Annotated in this window: 17 protein-coding genes and 1 pseudogene; 9 read left to right on the forward strand and 9 right to left on the reverse strand. The window is 61.3% G+C overall.

Features of this window, described 5'->3' with window-relative positions; genetic code table 11:
• Positions 1–160 precede the first annotated feature (160 nt).
• Positions 161–367, reverse strand: coding sequence for a hypothetical protein (locus tag FB009_RS32665; RefSeq protein ID WP_018010949.1), 207 nt, complete (start codon positions 365–367; stop codon positions 161–163).
• A gap of 96 nt (positions 368–463) precedes the next feature.
• On the opposite strand from FB009_RS32665, the gene FB009_RS06850 reads away from it, so the two are divergent.
• A complete protein-coding gene (locus FB009_RS06850) occupies positions 464–1,435 on the forward strand; it encodes a 3'-5' exonuclease (RefSeq protein WP_018210340.1) in 972 nt (323 codons plus the stop codon).
• Positions 1,436–1,471: 36 nt separating this feature from the next.
• On the opposite strand, the gene FB009_RS06855 is transcribed toward FB009_RS06850, so the two are convergent.
• Positions 1,472–1,894, reverse strand: a complete 423-nt coding sequence (locus FB009_RS06855; protein WP_011970156.1) for a RidA family protein — start codon at positions 1,892–1,894, stop codon at positions 1,472–1,474.
• Between the two features lie 100 nt (positions 1,895–1,994).
• On the opposite strand from FB009_RS06855, the gene FB009_RS06860 reads away from it, so the two are divergent.
• Entirely contained in the window at positions 1,995–2,897 is a 903-nt protein-coding gene (locus FB009_RS06860; protein WP_011970157.1) for a LysR family transcriptional regulator, read from the forward strand.
• A gap of 21 nt (positions 2,898–2,918) precedes the next feature.
• Here the strand turns inward: FB009_RS06860 and FB009_RS06865 are convergent, their stop codons facing one another.
• Both FB009_RS06865 and FB009_RS06870 read right to left on the reverse strand, forming a co-directional pair.
• Positions 2,919–3,224, reverse strand: coding sequence for a hypothetical protein (locus FB009_RS06865; protein ID WP_011970158.1), 306 nt, complete (start codon positions 3,222–3,224; stop codon positions 2,919–2,921).
• A gap of 128 nt (positions 3,225–3,352) precedes the next feature.
• Positions 3,353–4,297, reverse strand: a complete 945-nt coding sequence (locus FB009_RS06870; RefSeq protein ID WP_011970159.1) for a LysR family transcriptional regulator — start codon at positions 4,295–4,297, stop codon at positions 3,353–3,355.
• Positions 4,298–4,413: 116 nt separating this feature from the next.
• Between FB009_RS06870 and FB009_RS06875 the strand changes: the two genes are divergently transcribed.
• The 5 genes from FB009_RS06875 to FB009_RS06895 all read left to right on the forward strand — a co-directional run bounded on the left by FB009_RS06875 (position 4,414) and on the right by FB009_RS06895 (position 13,652).
• Positions 4,414–6,240: an adenine deaminase gene (locus FB009_RS06875; protein ID WP_024324456.1), complete on the forward strand. Its 1,827-nt coding sequence runs from the start codon at positions 4,414–4,416 to the stop codon at positions 6,238–6,240.
• Between the two features lie 23 nt (positions 6,241–6,263).
• A complete protein-coding gene (locus FB009_RS06880) occupies positions 6,264–7,664 on the forward strand; it encodes an NCS2 family permease (protein ID WP_024324457.1) in 1,401 nt (466 codons plus the stop codon).
• Between the two features lie 72 nt (positions 7,665–7,736).
• A complete protein-coding gene (ade, locus tag FB009_RS06885; RefSeq protein WP_024324458.1) occupies positions 7,737–9,524 on the forward strand; it encodes an adenine deaminase in 1,788 nt (595 codons plus the stop codon).
• A gap of 291 nt (positions 9,525–9,815) precedes the next feature.
• Positions 9,816–13,154: a M10 family metallopeptidase C-terminal domain-containing protein gene (locus FB009_RS06890; protein WP_024324459.1), complete on the forward strand. Its 3,339-nt coding sequence runs from the start codon at positions 9,816–9,818 to the stop codon at positions 13,152–13,154.
• 96 nt (positions 13,155–13,250) lie between these two features.
• On the forward strand, positions 13,251–13,652 hold the full coding sequence (locus FB009_RS06895; protein WP_024311771.1) for a hypothetical protein: 402 nt from the start codon (positions 13,251–13,253) through the stop codon (positions 13,650–13,652).
• A gap of 144 nt (positions 13,653–13,796) precedes the next feature.
• Here the strand turns inward: FB009_RS06895 and FB009_RS06900 are convergent, their stop codons facing one another.
• Complete coding sequence (locus FB009_RS06900) at positions 13,797–14,243, reverse strand: VOC family protein (RefSeq protein WP_011970165.1); 447 nt, start codon at positions 14,241–14,243, stop codon at positions 13,797–13,799.
• A 73-nt stretch (positions 14,244–14,316) separates the two neighbouring features.
• Positions 14,317–15,189: an NmrA family NAD(P)-binding protein gene (locus FB009_RS06905; protein ID WP_018010943.1), complete on the reverse strand. Its 873-nt coding sequence runs from the start codon at positions 15,187–15,189 to the stop codon at positions 14,317–14,319.
• Positions 15,190–15,267: 78 nt separating this feature from the next.
• On the opposite strand from FB009_RS06905, the gene FB009_RS06910 reads away from it, so the two are divergent.
• A complete protein-coding gene (locus tag FB009_RS06910) occupies positions 15,268–16,182 on the forward strand; it encodes a LysR family transcriptional regulator (RefSeq protein WP_024311772.1) in 915 nt (304 codons plus the stop codon).
• A 134-nt stretch (positions 16,183–16,316) separates the two neighbouring features.
• Positions 16,317–17,236, forward strand: a pseudogene (gene ppk2 / locus FB009_RS06915) (polyphosphate kinase 2).
• A gap of 259 nt (positions 17,237–17,495) precedes the next feature.
• Here ppk2 and FB009_RS06920 read toward each other — a convergent pair.
• The 3 genes from FB009_RS06920 to FB009_RS33090 form a co-directional block, all read right to left on the reverse strand.
• Positions 17,496–18,488 (reverse strand): Bug family tripartite tricarboxylate transporter substrate binding protein, encoded by a 993-nt coding sequence (locus tag FB009_RS06920; RefSeq protein WP_011970169.1) that lies wholly within the window; start codon positions 18,486–18,488, stop codon positions 17,496–17,498.
• Between the two features lie 271 nt (positions 18,489–18,759).
• Entirely contained in the window at positions 18,760–20,214 is a 1,455-nt protein-coding gene (locus tag FB009_RS06925) for a TrkH family potassium uptake protein (protein WP_024324460.1), read from the reverse strand.
• A 182-nt stretch (positions 20,215–20,396) separates the two neighbouring features.
• Complete coding sequence (locus FB009_RS33090) at positions 20,397–20,618, reverse strand: hypothetical protein (protein WP_011970171.1); 222 nt, start codon at positions 20,616–20,618, stop codon at positions 20,397–20,399.
• Positions 20,619–20,624: the final 6 nt, after the last annotated feature.

Here is a 20,624-nt window from a genome sequence, read left to right on the forward strand (position 1 = left end):
CCTCCAAAATCATCGCCCGCCTCTGTCGGCGCCGTCAGTTTTTCTAATAGCAATCATTCCGGGACGACGCCACAATTTCAGCCGTGGCTTACACCCTCAACGCGGTCGGTCCATCTCCCGCCACAGTGCCTTCGCCGGCACGGCACGGATGCCGGTGAGATCACTCGCCGATGAAGCCATCGAAGACTTCAAGCATCGCGTCGCTGATCGCCTTGCCGAGTGCAGCCGCAGTTCTCGTCAGCTCGTCCTCGTTCAGATCACGAGCGGCCATCGCAAAAGCGGCGCCTTCTGCTGTCACGATCTCCTGCGCGCGCTGGATCGACCAGAGAGCAAAGTCGTTGCGATTGCTGATTTCCAAGGTTTCCATGATTTCTCCTGATTTGTTCGAGCGGATGCCTTATAGCGTATTTGTCGGACGAGACAGTTCGATGAGTCGTTTTAAGAGTGAGCCCGAGATAGTCGAGTGACGCAGCAGTTCGATTTGTTTGTTTCGAGCAAGGACGCAGCTGTGAAGGCGGCTGGTTCATCGGCGATGAAACGCCGGCCCTCGACCGCTCCGAGCGAAGACGACATGGTGCGGCGGCTCCACGCGACAGGGCGATATCGTATCCTGAAGAAACTGGAAGGTCGGCCGGTTGCCTCCGCCGCGCGACCCGGATTTCCGCTAAGGGGCTTGATCCTCGACACCGAGACCACCGGCCTCAATCACCGTAAGGACGAGATCATCGAGATCGGCGCCGTCGCGTTCACCTTCGATGACGCTGGCAATATCGGCGATGTCATTGACCTCTATGGTGGATTGCAGCAGCCGAGCATATCGGTTCCACCGGAGATCACGCGTCTGACCGGCATCACCGACGAAATGGTGCTTGGCCAAAAAATTGATCTGCATCGTCTGCGTGCCGTGGTCGAGCCGGCCGATCTCATCATCGCGCACAATGCCGGTTTCGATCGGCCGTTCTGCGAAGCCTTCTCACCCATCTTCGCTCGAAAGGCATGGGCCTGTTCAGTCTCGGAGATCGACTGGCCGGCGCGTGGCTTCGAAGGGACCAAGCTCGGCTACCTGATCGGTCAGGCCGGCTATTTTCATGAGGGGCACCGGGCAGTGGACGACTGTTTTGCTCTCCTCGAGGTGCTTGCTCAGGGCCGGGCAGAGGTCGAGCGCTCGCCGTTTGCCGAACTCTACGGGGCAAGCCAGCGGTCGCGGATTCGTCTCTTCGCGGAAAACAGTCCCTTTGACATGAAAGAGCATCTGAAAGCGCGCGGCTATCGCTGGTCGGATGGTAGTGACGGTCGCCCGAAATCCTGGTGGATCGAGATCGCCGAAGAGGCTCTCGACGACGAACTTCACTATCTCCGCTCCGAAATCTATCGCTGGAATGAAGCGGATCCGCCGATAAGGCGCCTCACTGCGTTCGACCGCTTCAAGGCGTGACGGACGCCGCTCGGCCGAAAACGCGGCACGCCGTTGTCATCGATTGGCGGCCGCATGACTGCTGGTCGTCGAAGGGATACGGGCGATGACCTTGATCTCGAAATCGAAGCCCGCAAGCCAATTGACGCCCACTGCCGTCCAGTTCGGGTAGGGCGGCGCACCGATCTCTTCCGCTCGGACGGCCAGAACCGTCTCGATCTGTTCGTCCGGATTGGTGTGGAAGGTGGTGACGTCGACGACATCGTCGAAGCTGCATCCGGCAGCGGCCAGGACCTCGCGCAGATTGGCGAAGGCCCGCCGAACCTGGTCCTCGAACGCCGGCTCGGGCGAGCCGTCGCCACGGCTCCCGACCTGACCCGACACGAAGAGAAGATCGCCTGACCGAATGGCGGCGGAATAGCGGTGGATATCGTACAAGGCGTGCCGGTTGGCCGGATAGACGGCGTCACGTGTAGGCATTTCATGTTCCTTTCTGTCTTCACACCAGTAGGAAATAGACCACGTGTATTGCGCGCATTAGCCGTTGAAATCGGCATGAGATGATGCAAAATTCCCATCAATGTCCCGCCCGTCGCTCAACGACCTCACCGCCTTCGTGGCTGTTGCCACGCACCGCAGCTTCCGCCGCGCAGCGGACGAGATCGGCACGGCGCCTTCAACGTTGAGCCATGCGATGCGCGCATTGGAGGAACGCATGGGCGTGCGCCTTTTGCACCGCACGACACGCAGCGTCTCGCCGACGGAAGCCGGGCTCCGACTGCTCGGCCGCCTTCAGCCGGCGCTCGTCTCGCTGGACGAGGCGCTCGACAGCGTCGCCGGGTTCAGGGGCAATATCGCGGGAACGGTCCGCATCAATGCACCGCGACTGGTTGCCGGGTTACTCGTTCGCGAGGTCGTTCCGCAGATGGCGGGGCGCCATCCGGACGTGACCGTGGATATTGTCGTCGAGGGACGGCTTATCGATATCGTGTCCAGCGGGTTCGATGCCGGCGTGCGACTTCTGGGATCGATCCCCAAGGACATGATCGCCGTGCCGTTCGCACGCCCGTTGACGTTCATCTGTATCGCCTCGACCGATTATCTCGATCGCTTCGGCGACCCGGGAACGCCCGAGGAACTGCAACGCCACCATTGCATCGGCCATCGCATGCCCAGCGGCAAGTTCTATCGATGGGAGTTCGAGCGCGCGGGCCAGGAACTGGTGATAGACGCAAACGGCCCCATCGTTCTCGACGACGAGGAGCTGATGGTCGAAGCCGCGATAGAAGGGCTTGGCATCGCTTACGTTGCGGATTGGGCTGCCGAAGCGGCCTTGGCCGACGGCCGGCTGCGCAAGGTCCTGACCGCGTGGATGCCCGCGCCGGAAAGGGTTGCGGTCTACTATCCCGGACACCGAGCCGTGCCGCCCGCACTGCGGGCTTTTCTCGATGCCGTCAAGGACTTGCGGAAGACGGAACCTTAACGCATGGCTCAGCCATAAGGCTTAGATCCCTGAACCGTCGAGCTCTCTCGCGTCCTCGCCTTCCCAGGGTGAGGGCATCGAGGTGCGATCGAGATTGGCCGAGGGCATCGGCATCCAGCACTTCAATTCGGGCTCGGCGTATTCGATGATGCGGCCGGGCGAGGAGTCAGAGGCGCGCCAACCTTCCGCACCGAACTGATCGCCGTTCGACCAGTATGCGAGGTCAACCGCTGCCGGCCCCTGTTCCGACGGGCGGATCGTAACGAGGATCCGACTGCCGTCTTTCGGCGCGCTTGCCATATGGCGCCAGAGGTCTGGCTCGGCCATCCTTTTCCTCCTGTCCTGCCGCAGGTTGCAAGTGTCGCCTCGCGATCGCAAACGGTCAACTCAAACTTTGCACGACCCATCGCCTATGATGATCTGAAAGCGGTAGAGGGTACCGTTCGGCATGAATGCTATTCACGCGCGATCTTCTCGACGAAATAGCGCGGGATCTGGTCGCGTTCGCGTCGGCGGTAGAACTCCACGCAAAAACCCACAAAGGCCTTGAATCGGCGGGAAACGTGCCGCCGCCGCGAATAGATAAGGTTGATTGCCGTTTCGCGCGACCGCCATTCCGCAAGGACGGGCACCAAAAGCCCGCTCTGGCACTCCGTTTCGACGAAGAAGCCCGGGAGATAGGCGATGCCCTGTCCGGCGACGGCGAAATATTTGAGGGTCCAGTAGTCGTTCGCCGTCAGCGCGGCCGTGAGCAGGATTTCCGTCTCCGGTCCGCCCGGCCGAGAAAGGTACCAGGGCTGCAACCTCGTCGTGCTGCGAAAGATCAGGCCCCGGTGGCGCGCCAGTTCGGCTTCGCTTGCCGGTTGATCGTGCTGAGCCAGATAATCGGGGCTGGCATAGAGGCCGTAGGAAGCCGTTGCCAGCCGGCGGCTGACATAGTCGACGTCGGATGGCTCGCCCCAATGAAAGATACCGTCCAGCGCCATGTCGGAAACGTCGGTGAACGGCTGGCGGGCGGAGAGGAACACGACGTCGAGGATGACCTGCGGATACTTCATCTGAAAGGCGTAAAGCAGTTCGGAGGTGACGGTGGTGCCGAACTCGCCCGTCGAGCCGACCCTGAGCGTTCCCGCCACCTCCTTGTGCATCTCGGCCATTGCGGTGGCCGCATCGTCGCAGCTCGTCCGAATCTTCCGCGCATGGCGCAGGAGTTCCGAGCCGGCATCGGTCAGGTGCAGCTGATGGCCCTCGCGCACGAACAGCTCGACACCGAATTGGTCTTCCAGTTGCCGGATGCGGTGGCTAAGGGTCGACTTCGGCAGCCGATGCAGGCGCGATGCTGCCGAAATCGACCTTGCATCCGCCACTTTCACGAAACAATCGATTACTGAAAGGTCCATTCCGCCGCTTCCATTCGTGCAAGTTGTTGGACGATGCGTCCGATCCTAGACCTGTTTCGGCCAGTTGTTCAAACGAAAGCCGACTGAAATACTCCCTTCCGACAAGGGAGGTCAGAATGTCCGACATTCGAGAATTCATCCGCGCCGCTTCGGGCGGGGAGTCGAAGGCGACCGTGGCTGTTTGCGGCGGCCGGCTGGTCAATGTTGTTTCCGAAGAGATCTATCAGGCTGACGTCGCCATCTACCGCGATCGCATCGTCGCGGTCGGCGATATCAGCGAATATATCGGGCCGCAGACGGAGATCATCGACGTGACCGGCAGATATCTCACCCCGGGGATGATAGATGGCCATCTTCACGTCGAATGCTCGAAACTGTCGCTGACGAGCTTTGCCAAAGCCGTTCTGCCGCTAGGCACGACGTCGATCGTGTCCGGCCTCGACCAGATCATCGTCGTTGGCGGTCCGGACGCCGCACGTGAATTCCTGGATGAGGTCAGGCAGACGCCGCTCAAGGTATTTTGGGGTGCGCCGTGCAAGACGCCCTACACCATGCCCCGCTCCACCGTCGGCCACTATTTCGGCCCGAAGGACCACCGTGACACGCATCATTGGCCGGAATGCGTCGGGATATGGGAGACCGTGCGAGAATTCATCCAGGAGGAGGACGACGACGTCCTGCAGGCCATAGAGATCGGTCAGGCGAACCGCCTGCCTGTGCTCGGTTGCTGTCCGATGACCCGCGGCGCGCGCCTCAACGGATACATGCAGTCGGGCGTGCGTGCCGATCACGAGAGCTACACCCCCGAGGAAATGCTGGAGAAGCTGCGCGCGGGCATGCACGTAGTCGTGCGTGAATCCTCCATCTCTCACTTTTTGTCCGACAATCTGCGCATCGTCACGGAGATGGGGGCAAAGGCGCTGCGCCGCATCAGCTTCTGCACGGACGATGTTGTAGCCAGCGACATTCTTTCCCGCGGACATCTCGACAATATGGTCCGGATGGCGATCGCCATGGGAATTTCACCGATGGCGGCCGTCCAGATGGCGACGATCAACGGAGCGGAAGCACTGCGCATCGATCACAAGGTCGGTTCGATCTCTCCGGGACGCACCGCCGACATCCTGATTGTCAACGACTTGCGTGACTTCCGCATTGAGGCGGTCGTGGCAAACGGTACTCTGGCTGCGCGCGACGGGCGCATGACGGTGGAACTGGTGCCGCCGCAGCGCAGCGCCGGCCTGCTGCGGTCCGTCAAGGCTGCGCCAGTCGCGGCCGCAGAGATCGCCGTGCCCTTCACCGGCACGACGCCCTTCGCCGAGGTGCTCGCGATCGCGGTGACGCCGGAGAAGGTCTTCGTGCGTACCCGCCGGGACGTGACCCTGCCGGTCGTCGATGGGAAGATCCTCGCCGACGCGGGCCAGAACGTGCAATACGTGACGGTGGTCGAGCGCCATGGCAAGACGCGGAACCGACCCGTCGCCTTCGTGTCGGGCTTCAACCTGAAATCCGGCGCCATCGCCAGCTCCACGGCCCCGGACGACAACAACATCATTTGCATCGGTGCCGATCCCCAGGACATGGCGATCGCCATCAACCACCTCATCGCCAATAATGGGGGTCAGGTCGTGGTCGACGACGGCGAGGTCGTCGAATTCCTGCACTTGCCGATCGGCGGCATCGTGTCCGACATCGATCCCGCGGAGATGGCGGCGTTCGAATTGCGCCTGGACGAGGCGGCCCGCAGGCTCGGCTGCGATCTGCCCTGGCCGTTCATGTACATGTTCGTGCTGCAGATCACCGCCATCCCGGATTATGCCATGACCGATCTCGGGGTCGTCGATTGCGTCAATCTGCGGATCATTTCGCCGCTGGACCCGGATGGGCCTGCCAAGGCGACGACGCTTGCGGCGGAGCAGGAGAACCGTCAAGCGATTCGATGATGTTCAATAAGGGGAGGAACACTATGAACTATCAGTCGAAAGTCGCGGGAGATCCCGCCAGGCCGGAGAAACGCGGGCTCGGCGGTGCCATCGACCGCCTGTTTGAGGTCACCCGCAGCGGATCGACGATCCGCACGGAGATCATCGCCGCCCTGACGACGTTTCTGGCGGCGTCCTATGTCATCGTGGTCAATCCCGCAATCCTGCAGAATGCGGGCATCCCCTTTTCCGCAGGGGTCACGGCCACCGTCCTGGTCAGCTTTATCGGCAGCTGCGCTATGGGGCTTTATGCGCGCAGTCCCATTCTCGTCGCGCCCGGAATGGGCATAAACGCGCTTTTTGCCTACACGATGGTGATGGGAGCGAACGTGCCGCTGGAAATCGCTCTCGGCTGCGTGTTCTGGGCCGGCGTGCTCTTCACCATTCTCGCCATGCTCAACCTGCGCACGGCCGTCATCGAGGCGATCCCGAAGGACCTGCGCTACGGAATTGCTTGCGGCATCGGCCTGTTCATTGCGCTGATCGGTCTGGAGAACGCCAAGTTCATCGTCGCCAGCCCGGATACGATCGTCGCCCTGACCCAGTTCACGCCGGTTACGCTCACCTTCGTCGCCGGCTTCATCATCACGGCTGCGCTGGTCGTGCGCCGCATACCGGGCGCGATGATGGCGGGCATGATCATCACCACCGTGCTTGCGATCCCGATCGGTCGCCTGTGGGGAGACGGCAGCGCCTTTGCGGGTGGCGCGCCGGATGTCCACACGCTCGTCAACTGGAGCGGGCTGTTTGCCGCGCCCGATTTCAGCTTTGTCGGCCGGGTCGACCTTCTCGGTGCCCTTCAGGTCGCCTATGCGCCGTTCATCTTCGTCTTTCTCTTCACCAATTTCGTTGAGGCGCTGTCGACATTCCTCGGGCTCGCGGAGGCGGCCAACCTGAAGGACGAGAGCGGGATGCCACGCAACATCAAGGAATCGATGCATGTCGATGCCGTAGCAGCGCTGATTTCCGCCCCGCTCGGCACCAGCCCGGCAACGGTCTACCTGGAATCGGGCGCCGGCATCGCGCAGGGTGGGCGGACGGGCCTCGTCGCCTTCGTTGCCGGGCTCCTGTTCCTGCCGTTCCTGTTCCTTTCGCCGCTCCTTTCGCTGGTGCCGGCGATTGCCACGGCGCCCGTGCTCATCCTCACCGGCCTCTTCATGTCGGAGCCGATGGGAAGGATCAACTGGGCGGACATGGAGGACGCCATCCCGGCCTTCCTCGCAATCGTGCTCATTCCGCTGACGTTTTCGATTACGCTCGGCCTGTCGCTTGCCATCATCGCCTTCGTCGTGATGAAGCTGGCGCTCGGAAAGATTTCCGAGATCAGGCCCGTCATGTGGTTCGTCGCCGTGCTTGCCGCGATGCTGGTGATGCAGGTTCAATGATCTCCTCCGGTGGCGTCGCGGTGCGGCGCCGCCGGTTCGTATAGGTACTTGGATTGGGAAGGATCGGCAGAAATGCTGCAGCCATGGTCTGAAATCGCGCCACGCCTCGTAGATGTCGCGATGGGGCGGAAGCAAGCGGATTTGGTCGTCCGCAACGGCAGGTGGGTGAACGTCTATTCCGGGGAGATCGTCCCGGGCACCGATGTCGCGATCGTCGCGGGCCGCTTCGCCTATGTCGGTCCCGATGCCGGCCACACGATCGGGGAGGGGACCAGGATCGTGGATGCGGCCGGCCGCTACCTCCTACCCGGTCTCTGCGACGGTCACATGCATGTCGAGAGCGGGCTGGTGACGGTCAGCGAGTTCGCCCGCGCCGTCATTCCGCACGGCACGACGACCATGTTCGTAGACCCTCACGAAATCGCCAACGTGCTCGGCATGCCCGGCGTGAAGCTGATGAACGACGAGGCGCAGAGCCTGCCCGTCAACATCTTCGTGCAGGTCCCGAGCTGCGTACCGAGCGCGCCTGGCCTGGAGAATGCCGGCGCGACGCTGAGCGCCGTGGACGTGCGCGAAGCCCTTGCCTGGCCCAACATCATCGGGCTTGGCGAGATGATGAACTTCCCGGGGGTCGCTGGGAACGATCCCAAAATGGTTGCGGAAATCGCCGCAACGCAGGCCGCAGGCCTGACGGTCGGCGGACACTATGCCTCTCCGGACCTTGGCCGGGCCTTCCATGCCTATGCCGCCGGCGGCCCGGCAGACGACCACGAGGGAACCACCGTCGACGACGCGATCGCGCGCGTTCGGCAGGGCATGCGGGCCATGCTTCGCCTTGGTTCGGCCTGGTTCGACGTGGCGGCACAGGTCAAGGCGATCACCGAACGGGGCATCGATCCACGTAATTTCGTGCTCTGCACGGATGACAGCCACTCCGGCACGCTGGTCAATGACGGCCACATGAACCGGGTCGTTCGCCACGCTATCGCCCGGGGCCTGAAGCCGATCACCGCGATCCAGATGGCGACCCTCAACACCGCGCAGCACTTCGGCCTGGAGAGGGAGCTGGGCTCGATCGCCCCCGGCCGCCGCGCCGATCTTATCGTTACCACCGATCTGACCGCCTTGCCCATCGAGATGGTGTTCGGGCGAGGCCGGCTGCTGGCGGAGAAGGGGGTGCTGGTTGCCGACATTCCCGCCTATGACTATCCGGCGAGTGCGAAAAACACGGTGAAACTCGGCAAGAGGCTTGCCGCAACCGACTTCGATTTTTCCGCGGCCGGAGGGTCGGACGTCGAGGTGCGGGTGATAGGCGTCGTCGAAAACCAGGCCCCGACCAAAGCCTTGCAGCGCCGGCTGCCGGTGGAAAGCGGCGTAGTGCAGATGGACCGCGCCGGCGACGTCTGCCAGATCGCGCTGGTCGAGCGCCATCGGGCGACCGGCGGCGTGGTCAACGCCTTCGTTTCCGGATTCGGTTACGACACCGATTGCGCCATGGCCTCGACGGTTGCCCATGACAGCCACCACATGATCATCGTCGGCACGAACAAGGCCGACATGGCGCAGGCCGCCAACCGGCTGCAGGAGGTAGGCGGTGGCATCGTGCTTATTGCCGGCGGGCGAGAGCTCGCTCTCGTCGAACTGCCGATCGCCGGCCTCATGTCGGACGAGCGCGCCGAAGTCGTGGCGGAAAAGGCCAGTCGCCTCGTGGAAGCCATGCGCGCCTGCGGCTGCAAACTCAACAATGCCTATATGCAGCATTCTTTGCTGGCCTTGGCGGTGATTCCGGAACTGCGTATTTCCGACATCGGCCTCATCGACGTGACGCGCTTCGAAAAGACCGAGGTCATCCTTCGTTAGGGCGATCGCTTCCGTTGGGGCGGGGCCACTATTCTCAGGCTGCTCGGCATGGGCCGCTCCACGTCTGATGCTGTTTGAGCGGGTGGTGCAGGTCATTCGCCGCACTTTCAATCGTTAAGCTGGCACGACCCCCGTCTTTATGGGGATGACAAGTCGAAGGTTCCAATTTCAATATTGGTGAGGGTAAGGGGCTGACAGGCAGGCGCACGCGACGCGTGTGGGTTGGAAAATTGGCAGCTGCAGAACGGTACAGCCGTGAATGCGCACTATCGTCAGAGAGGGAACCTTACGATGCCGAACCCTAGCCAGATCAGCGACAATTGGTGGATCAACGATCAGACGCCGGATAATCCTTATGGAAAGAGCGAGGATTACGAGTCCTTTCTCGACTATCTTGGCGCACTACCCCGCAGCCTGACGCCGGAAATGGCTGCGGGAACGCTGAGGATCAACGTTTACGAGCTCAACGATCACCCGGAATACAAGGCGGCTGCGATCGGCGCCCTGCAGATGTGGGCGTCTGTCACCCCCCTGAAATTCGAGGTCGTCGACGACACGCCGTTCGACAGCTCAACGGACTGGATGGAGGTCGTCAGCCCCGAACTCGGTGAAGAGGACGACGGCAGCGCCTATTCGAGCAATCGTTATGTCAGCATCGGCCAGCGTTTCCACGACACCGAACCCAACAAGACGGATATCGGCGGTTATGTCTTCGATTCCTTCATCCATGAATTCGGCCATGAATTCGGGCTGAACCATCCGGGGCTCTACAATTACAGCGGTCCCGGCGGCGTGCAGATCAACTATCTGAACAATGCGACCTGGACCTATGATCGCCAGCAATACAGCGTGATGTCCTATTTCGACGGAATCGATGTCGGGGAAACCAGCCGCTGGTCTGCCTCCACGCCGCTCATGGCCGACATCGAGGCCGTCATCCGCCGCTTTTTCTCGACCGTCGACGAGAATGGAGTGCGGACCTATCAGCATATCGAGCTCAACACGGGAGACAATGTCTACGGCTTCGGGAGCACGCAGTACGGCTACCAGCTGACCTCCTCGGGCATGCAGCATGACATCGGCTTTGCGATCCATGACACGGGTGGGGCCGACACGATCGACTTCTCCGGCTCGACTGCGGGTACCATTCTCGACTTGCGTGCCGGACAGTTCTCCAGCGTCAATGGGCACAGCAACAACGTGTCGATCTTCGCCGGACACAATGCGGATGAGACCGACTATTACATTGAAAACGGCATCGGCAGCAGGTTTGACGACATCCTGATCGGCAATGACGGCGCCAACACGCTGGATGGCCGCGGCGGCGGCGACCGCATGGCAGGCAACGGCGGTGACGACACATATTTCGTCGATTCAATTGACGATATCGTTCGTGAGGAGGCCAACGGCGGCAACGACACGGTCATCCTCCTGTCCAGGCACCTGAAAATCAGGAAAATCGTCAATGTCGAAAACATCATCTATGCCGACGAGACGACGACGCAGCCTGGCGGTGGCGCCGAGACCCCGCCCAGCGCCGGCGATAACACGATGACCAGCATCATCTTCGGCGGTAGCGGAAATGACATTCTCGACGGCGGCGCCGGTGACGACACGATCTTTGGCCAGGGAGGCGACGACCTGATCATAGGCGGCCGCGACTCGCTCGCCAGCCGCGACATCAACAATACGATCGACGTCGAAGACCTCGAAGACCAGACCGAGAGCGACGACGGGAACGATACGCTCTACGGCGGCGGTGGCAACGACACCATCCTTGGCGGGCAGGGCAACGACATTCTCGACGGCGGCGCCGGAGACGATACGCTGAGCGGTCAGGACGGCATAGATATATTCAGGGGTGGCGAGGGCACCGATACCGTCGATTTCAGCAAGGAGAGCCCGTTCCAGCTGCTCGTCAACCTTGCCACGAATGTCGCCAGCGGCGGAACCGCCTCGGGCGACACTTTCTACAGCATCGAGAACCTGATCGGTTCCGACGATCGCATCGACCGGTTCATCGGCACATCCGCCGCAAACCACTTCTGGGGGCAGGGCGGCGGCGATTATTTCAATGGCGGCGGCGGCAACGACACCCTGGACGGCGGCAATGACGGCGACATCCTTTATGGCGAAGCCGGCAACGACACGATCATCGGTGGCGCCGGCCAAGACTATCTGGACGGTGGTTCCGGTGTCGACACGGTCGTCTACGCGGGCAGCCCCGATGGTGTGACGATCGATCTTGCCGAGGGCACGGCCAGCGGTGGCGACGGTGACGGTCCGGTGCAAATCGTCGGTCGGGGCGCGGTTATCCGGCACGATATTCTCGCCGGCTTTGAAAATGCCGTCGGTTCGTCATTTGACGACCATCTCATCGGCAATGCCCTGGCCAACGAGCTTTCCGGCGGCGCCGGCGACGACAGATTGACCGGTGGAGGCGGCGCCGACAGATTGAACGGCGGCGCCGGCAGCGATACGGCAGACTACGCCGACGCGACGAGCGGCGTCAGACTGAGCCTCGCTGGACGCAAATCCGGCGGAGATACATATGTCTCCATCGAAAATCTTGCCGGTTCGGGATTCAATGACCGGCTGACCGGCGACGGTGCCGCCAACGTGTTGACCGGCCAGGGCGGAAACGACACGATCGACGGCGGCCGCGGCGATGACACGCTGCTCGGCGATTTCGCCTATCAGGGCGACGCGCCCCCACGCCCGGGAATGGGAACCGGCTACGCCACGCTGGGACCGGACGCGACCAACAATTCGATAGCGGCCGCGTTCGACATCTCCGACAACTTCTCCTTGACCAGCGATCCCGATATCTTCGATTCGACCACGACCCTTCATACGACCGTCAACGCCACCGGAAATGGCCAAGGCGGATATTATAAAATCGATCTGGCGGCCGGTACGGTCATTACGATCGACATTGACGGCATTGCCGATCCTGATGTCCATGACAGTTGGGTCAGGCTGCTCGACAGCGCCGGCAACATCGTTGCGCAGAACGATGACGGCGGCGGCGACCCCGGTTCTACCAGCAACCGGGATTCAAGCCTCGTATTCGTGGCTCAGGAGACCGGAACCTATTACATATTGGAAGGCAGCTGGTCACCGACGGCGCCGGGCGATGGCTGGGCGGAGGCCGTGCCGGCAGGCTCGACATATGAGTTGAACGTATCGGTCGAGTTTCCCCCTGCGCCGGCCCAGCCGGGCGTTTCCGGCTCTGACACTCTCATTGGCTGCCGAGGCAGCGATCTGCTGGATGGCGGCCTGGGGGCGGACACGCTTATCGGCGGAGCGGGGGAAGATACGTTCCGCTTCTCGACGGCGCTTGGGAACGGCAATGTCGACGGTATCAGGGACTTCGATGTCATCGACGATACGATCCTGCTGGACAACCTCATCTTCGAGAGCGTGGGTGGCGACGGCGCTCTCGCCCTTGGCGCATTTTTCGGGAGCGCGGGCGGCCTCGCCCATGATGCCGACGACCGCATCATCTACGATACCGATAGCGGCGTCCTGTCCTATGACGCCGATGGCGCCGGCGAGATCGCGGCAATTCAGTATGCGCAGCTGAGCACAAATCTGAAGCTATCGGCGGCCGACTTCATTATTATTTAGATCGATAGCGAATGGGGCGCCTTCAGGCGCCCCATTCGCAGCGCAGTGCGTGTTTCCAGAAGCATGAAGGATTCCGCAGGCCATGGAAAATGTGCGATGAGACACCCTACCAACCGCCGCACGATGCTAATGACCGCAGGAGCTGCCGCGGTCGCCGCGGTCGCCGGACCAGTCGCTGCGCAATCCACCGATATTCGCGGTGCGGTCACATTCGAGGGCAGCGCGGTTATCCCGGAAGGTCATGTCGAGATCTATCTCGAGGATCCTGCCATTCAGGATAAGGCCCGACGCCGCGGTACCCAGACGCGCATCAAAAGTGATGGCAGATCAAAGTCGATAGCGTTTACCCTGTCCCTGCCCGCAAGCACGACGGCTTCGCCGACGCGGCGGATCGTGGCGCGTTTGGAGCGTGCGGATGGCTGGCTGGTCGCGCGCGGCAGCACACAGTTGGAGGCGGGTACGCCCGTCTACCTCACGCTCAATGCAGTTATCTATTGAAGGGCAAGAGCGATGGCCGGCTGCGAGAAGGCGTTTCGAAACCGGTTCCGACCGCTGATCACCTTCAGGCCGCGCCCCATTGGCGCTCGCCGTGAATTTCGCCCCTGATGTGGCAGGGGCGAATGTCGCGACAACATCAGGTCGTCAGCTCCGCGCCGGCTGCCAGCCGGCCGGGGGAATGACGTTGATCATCCACGGAACGCCAAACCTGTCGATCAGGGAACCGAAGCCGGGCGACCAGAAGGTCTCGCCAAAAGGCATGACCGGTTTGCCCCCTTCGGACAACTGATTGAACCAGCGTTGGCCCTCGGCATTGTCCTCAGTGTGAAGGGTGACGTCGAATCCGTTCTTCGGCTTATCAATATTGCGGGCCCAGCCGACATCCATGTCGGCTCCCATCAGCGCCTGCTCGCCGACTTCCAGCCAGCAGTGCATCAGCCAATCTTTGTATTTGGGATCGTTGATCGGCATGTCGGGTGGGGCTTCGCCGTAGGAATGGGCGGCGGTGATCCTCCCGCCCAAGACCTTTGCATAGAACTCGAAGGCTTCTCGGCACTGGCCTTGGAAACTCAGACTGGTCACAATCTTCATGATTGCCTCCTCCTGTCGTGGTCGTCATTTCGGATATCGGGCGGAAACAGCCGGCGGACCAGGATCCAGGCCCCTACTTCCCTCCCATTGTCAGCACAATTCTCTCGACCGCTTCGGCCAGCGAGACGGAACCGCGGCGCTGTTCGGTTCCTTGTTCGTGCTCGACCCGACCGCTGGCGATGCCATCATACATCCCGAGCAGCGCCCTGGCGACTTCCGGAGGGACTCCTTCCTGCGCGAGAACCGCAGCACGAATATCAGGCGGAACGAATGCGGTCTCCACACTCCGGCCGAGCACCCTGCTGAATGCGGCCGCAACATCGTTGGCGCTCCAATCCTGCGGGCCCCGCAGTGCAATGATCCGCTTGCCGCTGAAGTCCCCGGTAAGCAGCCGGGCGGCGGTGCGCCCTACGTCGATTGTGCTCACCATCGGGATCTTCTGCGAGGGCTCGAGAAAGGTCGGAAGCACACCGTCGGAGATCACCGCCGGTGCTATCTCGCCCCAGGTCTCGACGAAATAGCCCGGCCGCAGGAAGATGGTTGACCGCGCTGCCCCCTCGAGATGCTTCTCCAGGCTATTGAGCGTTGCGATAACGCCTGTGCCCTTATCATGCTGCGCACCAATGGAGGACAAGGCGACCAGTTTTGGCAGACGGGCCTCTCGCACCGCTTGTGCAAGTGCGATGCCGACCTCGTGCGCGCGGCTGTAGGGATCGCCGCTTGCGGGCGGAGGAGAGAGCAGGAAAGCGCCTGACGCGTCCCTCAATGCTGCGGTAAGGCTTGCCACATCCTCGATACTGCCGATTGCGAACTCAGCCCCCAGCCTCGTCCACTTTCCGGCCTGCTCCGGTCGCCGCAGCACGACGCGGACGGGGATGCCTAATTCCATCAGTGCCCGGGCGGTCTCGCCGCCGGCTCGCCCGTTTGCTCCAAGCACTACATACATGTCCGTTCTCCTTGGTTGACGCCGCAGAGACTAGGGTTCAAATTGCCATGCGTCGAATGCATGGATGGTATTATATATATGCGTGAAGTGGATTTGAGGGCCGCCGACCTCAACCTGCTCGTTGTGCTCAACGCGCTGTTGGAAGAACGGAGCGTAACCCGGGCTGCAACGCGGCTCGGCATGAGCCAACCCGCTGCCAGCAGGGCGCTTGCGCGCTTGCGGGTACTCTTCTCCGATGCGATTCTGGTGGACGGACCGGGTGGATATCTGCTTACCGCACGCGCGGAAGAAATGCGCCCTTCACTGCGCAACACCCTGGCAGGCGTCAACGAACTTCTCGACGGCAGGACTTTCGATCCGATGCGGGCGACCGGGGCCGTGCGCCTGCTGATGCTGGATCTTGAGGCCGCAGTCCTCGCCCCGCGGTTGATCTCCAGTCTCGCGGAGCAGGCGCCGGCAGTCGATCTTCAGGTGGTATCGCCGGGGCTGCGGCCGCTTGAAGCGCTTGAGGCTGACGCTGTGGATGCCGTCATCGGCGTCGTTGATGAAGCACCTGCCGGCATCCGGAAACGCAAGCTGTACCAGGATGGCTTCGTAACCCTGATGCGAGCGGACCATCCTGCCGCGGGCCAAAAGCTTACGTTGCAACGGTTCCTTGAACTGGATCATGTCGTCGTCAGCATCACCGGGACCGGTCCGGCCTGGGTCGACGAAATCCTCGCTCGCCTGGGCAGGCAGCGCCGGGTGAAGGTACGTGTCCCAAGCTTCTTCGCGGCCGTCGAAATCGCCGCGCGTTCCGATCTGGTAATAACTCTGCCGTCCAGCCTTGCCCGGACCGCCGACATGCGGCGCTTCGTAATGACGCCTCCGCCGCTCGACCTGGGCAGCGTGGTCATGAGCCTCGCCTGGCATGGGCGCAATCAGGATGCCCCGCGACATGTGTGGCTCCGCAGAACGATCGTCACGGCCGTGTCCGATATAGGCCTGTCGTAATGCGGTCCCCGCCGCAGGCCCGGGCGATGAAAAGTTAAGCATTGGAAAAAGTGCGCCACCCGCGTCAATTTTTCTTCACTGCGCCATGAAATAAGGAATGCGCGCGCATCCGTGCGCGGACGTCGGAGGATGATATGATGAAATCAGCAGGCGAGAACGAACAGTTCGACTGGCTCGAAGCGGAACTGGCCGACACGATCGACGAGGACTACGAACTCGAGCTTTCCGAACCCGCGCTGTCGGAGGAAATTCGCAAGATCTACCGCAAGTCCCATCCTCCGACGCTCCCGCGTATGGAATACTTCCGCGCGCTACTGGCTCTGCAGGCCGAACTCATCAGGTTGCAGGACTGGGTCGTCTATCACAAAGAGAAGGTTGTCGTGATTTTCGAGGGCCGGGATGCTGCCGGCAAGGGTGGCGTCATCAAGCGCATCACCCAGCGGCTGAACCCACGCGTCGTCAGAACCGTGGCGCTGCCGGCACCATCCGACCGCGAGAAGACCCAATGGTACTTCCAGCGTATGTGCCGCATCTGCCTGCCGGCGGCGAAATCGTCCTCTTCGACCGCTCCTGGTACAACCGTTCCGGCGTCGAGCGTGTCATGGGTTTCGCGACCGAAGAGGAAGTCGAGCAGTTCTTCAACGATGTGCCCGAGTTCGAGCGCATGCTGGTGCGCTCCGGCGTTAGGCTCGTCAAGTACTGGTTCTCGATCACCGACGCAGAGCAGCAGTTGCGCTTTCTGATGCGCATCCACGATCCCCTGAAACAGTGGAAGTTTTCGCCGATGGATCTGCAATCGCGTGTGCGCTGGGAAGCCTATACCAAGGCCAAGGAAGAAACCTTCGCCCGTACCAACATAGCTGAGGCGCCGTGGCATATCGTCGAGGCCAACGACAAGAAACGAGCGCGGCTCAACTGCATCGACCATCTCTTGAAGCAGATCCCCTATGCGGATGTGCCGCAGGAAGACATCAGCCTGCCGGAGCGGATATTCAATCCGAATTACGAGCGGGAGGTGCTTCCGCCGGAACTCTACGTCCCGTCGAAGTATTGAGATTGGTGTGTGACCCAGTACGCTACAAACCCTGGAGAAGGCCGGCATGGGCTTGTCATTACCCGGTCTGTCCTCAAAAGACCGCATATTATAGTGGAACGGCATCGTCAGCGATCCACAGGGTAACACCAACCTGAAGCCTCGACCCCCCTGCGCTTTTGGCAGCTGGCTCCGGTTCAACGGTTGAAAGGCTCTGGATCGTTTCACTGTCGTTGAAACCGTGAAACGATTCAGAGTCGGCAGGGTCAATGGGTGCAGATCAATCCATCTGGATATTGGCGTCGCGGACGACGGGGGTCCATTTGGCAAGCTCGGCCTTGACGTGGGCGTCGAGCTCCTCGGGCGTCGAGCCCACGATCTTGGCGCTGAATTCCTCCATGCGTTTCTGCACGGCGGGATCGGCCATGGCCTTCTTGGCGGCTTCGTTCAGTCGGGCGATCACCGGCTGCGGCGTGTTGGCCGGAGCGAAGAGTGCATTCCAGGTGTAGGTCTCGTAACCGGGAATGCCTGATTCTGCGATGGTCGGAATGTCGGGGAAGGACGATGCGCGTTCGGCGGTGGTAACAGCGAGCGCGCGCAGGGTGCCAGCTTTGATATGACCTGAAGACGAAGGGAGATTGTCGAACATGATGGGCACCTGATTGCCGATTACGTCATTCAGCGCCGGGCCGGAGCCCTTGTAGGGGATGTGCTGCATCTCGACGCCCGCCATCTTTTTGAAGAGCTCGCCGGAGAGATGAAGCGGCGTTCCGTTGCCGGAGGAGGCGTAGGCGTACTTCTCGGGATCAGCTTTCAAGAGCGCAAGCAATTCCTGGACCGTCTTAACCGGCAGTTCCGGATTGACCACCAGGACGTTCGGAACGACGACCAGAAGCGAGATCGGTGCGAAATCCTTCTCGGGATCATAGGGTTTGGTTTTCAGGATAAGGGGGTTCAGCGCATGCGTCGCGACTGTCGCCATCAGGATCGTATAGCCGTCGGGGTCGGCGCGGGCGACGTTTGCGGCGCCAAGATTACCCCCGGCACCGGCAACGTTCTGGACGATCACCTGCTGTCCGAGATCATCGGACATTTTCTGTGCGATGATCCGCGCGACCACGTCGGTCGAGCCTCCGGCAGCAAAGGGAACGACGAGCGTTACCGTCCGGTCCGGAAAGTCTTGCGCTTGCGCGGCCGAACCAAACGCGAGCGCCGAACAGAAAGCAAACCCGGCCGCCATGGCGGCGCGGCGGGTCAAGCTTAGAAATGCCATGCGGAAGTCCTCCCGATACAAATGGACAATGGATGCTGGCCTGAGGCCGGCTGTCCTAACAATAGGGCCGAGTTTCGGTCACGCAATGGCGGTCGATACGATCGGCTGTGAATGGCGCATGTATTTATTGCCCCTCACTGTTCTCCAGTCTGCCCTCTATGTCGATTGCTACATCCCGACACCGTGCTTCGCGTGAGCAGCGGCGAGCGCCGCCATAATTTGCCGTGGTGGCATGCAGCCGCTGCTCGTCACGAAAAATCTCGTAGGCTTATCATTGCTTCCAAAACACGGGTGTCAGGATGACGAGCACGGTCAGCACTTCAAGGCGCCCCATCATCATCATGAGCGACAACAGATAAAGTTCCGGATCCTTGAGGGATGAGAAATTGCCTGCAGGGCCAACGATATTGCCAAGCCCGGGGCCGACATTCGAGAGGCAGGTAATAACTGCTGATACCGAGGTGAGGAAGTCGTAGCCCAGTGCCGCCATCGTGAGGCTTCCGAGGATCCAAAGGAGGATATAGGTAACGAAAAACAGGAGGATCGCCCGCAAGGTGTCGGCGTCTAACGAGTTCCGGCCGTAGCGGATAGGGTAAACTGCCGCCGGGTAGATGAGTTTGCGTAAGCCAGAGTGGATGGCGTTGAAGAGAACGATGAAGCGGTAGGCTTTGATGCCGCCGGCGGTGGAGCCGGAACAGCCACCCATGAAGGTCGCGATGAATGCCGCCATAACCACGAAAGGACCCCAGAGCTGGTAGTCCTCGCTCATGTAACCCGCAGTCGAGAGAATGGAACTGAAGTTGAAGAACGAGTGGGCCAGTGCGATGTGAAATTCGACGCCGTTCGTCAGGCGGTGATAAATTGCGGCGGAGAGAGCGAAGACCGTCAGATAGGCAAGAAAAACGAAGATCTGAGGATCGCGCAAAGCGTCGAGCCGACCACGTGCAACGAACACGATGAGGATCGAAAAGGGCAGGCTGCACAAAGTCATGAAGAACGTCGCGGTCCAGAGTAGAGGGATGCTGCCGAAATAGGCGAACGATGCATCATGGGTCGAAAACCCGCCGGTGGCGACCGTCGACATGGCGTGATTGATCGCATCGAACCGATTCATTCCGGTCAGGTTGTACCCGATGGCACAAAGAAGCGTGATGCCGACATAGACCGTAAAAAAAGCCCGGCTGAACGTGGTGAGGCGGGCAAAGGGCTTCTCGTTTGTGTCGGAGGATTCCATCTTGAAGAAGGACATCCCTCCGACGCGCAGGTACGGAATGATGAACAATCCCAAAACGACGATGCCCACGCCTCCGAGCCAGCATATGAGCGACCGCCACATCAGGACGCCGGGCGGGGCATCGTCTAGCCCGACAATCACCGTCGATCCCGTCGTGGTAATCGCAGAAACCGACTCGAAAAGCGCCTGCGCGAAGTCGAGATCGAGGGATGACATCCACAGCGGCAAGGCGCCGATCAACGCGAAAGTCGACCAGAGTACGTTGACGAGTAAAAAGCCGAACTTCTTGGAGAACGGAGGCGGCCCGGCACGGGTGGCCATGAAAGTTGTAGCGGAAAGTCCGTTGGTAACGAAGGCAGCAGTCGCGAAGACCTGCCAATCGGTGTGGCCATAATAGAGGTCCAGCATCGCTGGAATCAGCATCGCGCCGGACAGATAGAGGCCCAGGATTGAGGCGATGTGGATGGCGTGCCGGAGCAGGGAGGCGCTCAATCTACTTGCATCCCAGGTTGGCGATGATGACCGGTTGTCCTAGGACCCCAGCGTTCGACCAGTGGACCGGCAAAGTCAAATGGGAGCGCCGGCTTTCAACTAACATTTACACAGAACTTGTCGAGCCCAAGCCAGATACCTAGCGGAAATGGGCGGCGGTCAGTGTGTCGGAATTACGTGGGCTATCGATCCATAGGCTTGGGGATCGGCGAGGAGTGCCGGGGCCGGGGCTGCGGCACGGCGCGAAAGCGCACAGGTTGAGCCTTCCAGTCCGAGGGCAGAGGCAAAGGGATGGCGCAATCGGTGAGCAGCGTCTGATCTCCGTTGGTGACCTCGAAGACGATCCCTGGCCGCTCCATGCTCCTGCAGTCGGGCCAGCGCTCAAAATCGATCCATTCGCTCATGGTTCC

The sequence above is a fragment of the Sinorhizobium medicae genome, from assembly GCF_007827695.1.
GTDB classification, from domain to species: Bacteria; Pseudomonadota; Alphaproteobacteria; order Rhizobiales; family Rhizobiaceae; genus Sinorhizobium; species Sinorhizobium medicae.

What these genes read in the sequence shown, in the direction of transcription:
- FB009_RS32665 (WP_018010949.1), bottom strand. Translation starts at nt 367, where the DNA reads ATGGAAACCTTGGAAATCAGCAATCGCAACGACTTTGCTCTCTGGTCG.
- FB009_RS06855 (WP_011970156.1), bottom strand. Translation starts at nt 1,894, where the DNA reads ATGCCTACACGTGACGCCGTCTATCCGGCCAACCGGCACGCCTTGTAC.
- FB009_RS06860 (WP_011970157.1), top strand. Translation starts at nt 1,995, where the DNA reads ATGTCCCGCCCGTCGCTCAACGACCTCACCGCCTTCGTGGCTGTTGCC.
- FB009_RS06865 (WP_011970158.1), bottom strand. Translation starts at nt 3,224, where the DNA reads ATGGCCGAGCCAGACCTCTGGCGCCATATGGCAAGCGCGCCGAAAGAC.
- FB009_RS06870 (WP_011970159.1), bottom strand. Translation starts at nt 4,297, where the DNA reads ATGGACCTTTCAGTAATCGATTGTTTCGTGAAAGTGGCGGATGCAAGG.
- FB009_RS06875 (WP_024324456.1), top strand. Translation starts at nt 4,414, where the DNA reads ATGTCCGACATTCGAGAATTCATCCGCGCCGCTTCGGGCGGGGAGTCG.
- FB009_RS06880 (WP_024324457.1), top strand. Translation starts at nt 6,264, where the DNA reads ATGAACTATCAGTCGAAAGTCGCGGGAGATCCCGCCAGGCCGGAGAAA.
- ade (WP_024324458.1), top strand. Translation starts at nt 7,737, where the DNA reads ATGCTGCAGCCATGGTCTGAAATCGCGCCACGCCTCGTAGATGTCGCG.
- FB009_RS06890 (WP_024324459.1), top strand. Translation starts at nt 9,816, where the DNA reads ATGCCGAACCCTAGCCAGATCAGCGACAATTGGTGGATCAACGATCAG.
- FB009_RS06895 (WP_024311771.1), top strand. Translation starts at nt 13,251, where the DNA reads ATGAGACACCCTACCAACCGCCGCACGATGCTAATGACCGCAGGAGCT.
- FB009_RS06900 (WP_011970165.1), bottom strand. Translation starts at nt 14,243, where the DNA reads ATGAAGATTGTGACCAGTCTGAGTTTCCAAGGCCAGTGCCGAGAAGCC.
- FB009_RS06905 (WP_018010943.1), bottom strand. Translation starts at nt 15,189, where the DNA reads ATGTATGTAGTGCTTGGAGCAAACGGGCGAGCCGGCGGCGAGACCGCC.
- FB009_RS06910 (WP_024311772.1), top strand. Translation starts at nt 15,268, where the DNA reads ATGCGTGAAGTGGATTTGAGGGCCGCCGACCTCAACCTGCTCGTTGTG.
- FB009_RS06920 (WP_011970169.1), bottom strand. Translation starts at nt 18,488, where the DNA reads ATGGCATTTCTAAGCTTGACCCGCCGCGCCGCCATGGCGGCCGGGTTT.
- FB009_RS33090 (WP_011970171.1), bottom strand. Translation starts at nt 20,618, where the DNA reads ATGAGCGAATGGATCGATTTTGAGCGCTGGCCCGACTGCAGGAGCATG.